Genomic DNA, 503 nt, shown 5'->3' with positions numbered 1-503 from the left:
GTCGTTCACTACAAAAACTACGAACGGTATTCAACGATGACTTGTTAGTCCGCGCAGCCTATGGTTATGAGCTAACCCCGAAAGCAGAAGTCATCAAGCAAGACCTCAATTCTGTGCTCACACGCCTTGAGAAATTGGTCCATGGAGACGTATTTGAACCGGAGACGAGTAATAGTACCGTTCGGTTCTTTGGCTTGGTTCCTCAGGTTTCACACCTTTTGCCAAAAGTCGTGGCACAAATCCGCAAGCAAGCGCCGAATATGGTTGTCGATATCGACTCGATTCCTAAGCGACACTTTGAACCTCTGTTATCAGGTGATGCGCACTTTGTATTGTCGACGCATGAACCATTAAGTTCTGAACAAAACTTGTATCGAATGTTCGTAATCAGTCGCGATTATCGGTTATTGATGAGCAAAGACCACCCTCTGGCGGATAAAGAGATCACCGTTGATGATTTATTGAGTAGCCAACTCGGCCAGATCTCACTGCAAGGGGATAAG

General features: G+C 45.9%; 1 protein-coding gene. It reads left to right on the top strand.

Annotation, left to right across the window (positions count from 1 at the left end):
• A partial coding sequence (locus AB4653_RS02320) for a LysR substrate-binding domain-containing protein (protein ID WP_372103232.1) occupies positions 1–503 on the top strand: 503 nt, incomplete at both ends.

The sequence above is a fragment of the Vibrio sp. 10N.222.48.A3 genome (assembly GCF_041475345.1).
GTDB lineage: Bacteria > Pseudomonadota > Gammaproteobacteria > Enterobacterales > Vibrionaceae > Vibrio > Vibrio tasmaniensis_A.
Note: the sequence above shows the minus strand (reverse complement) of the source record. Positions and strands in the feature narration are given on the sequence as shown.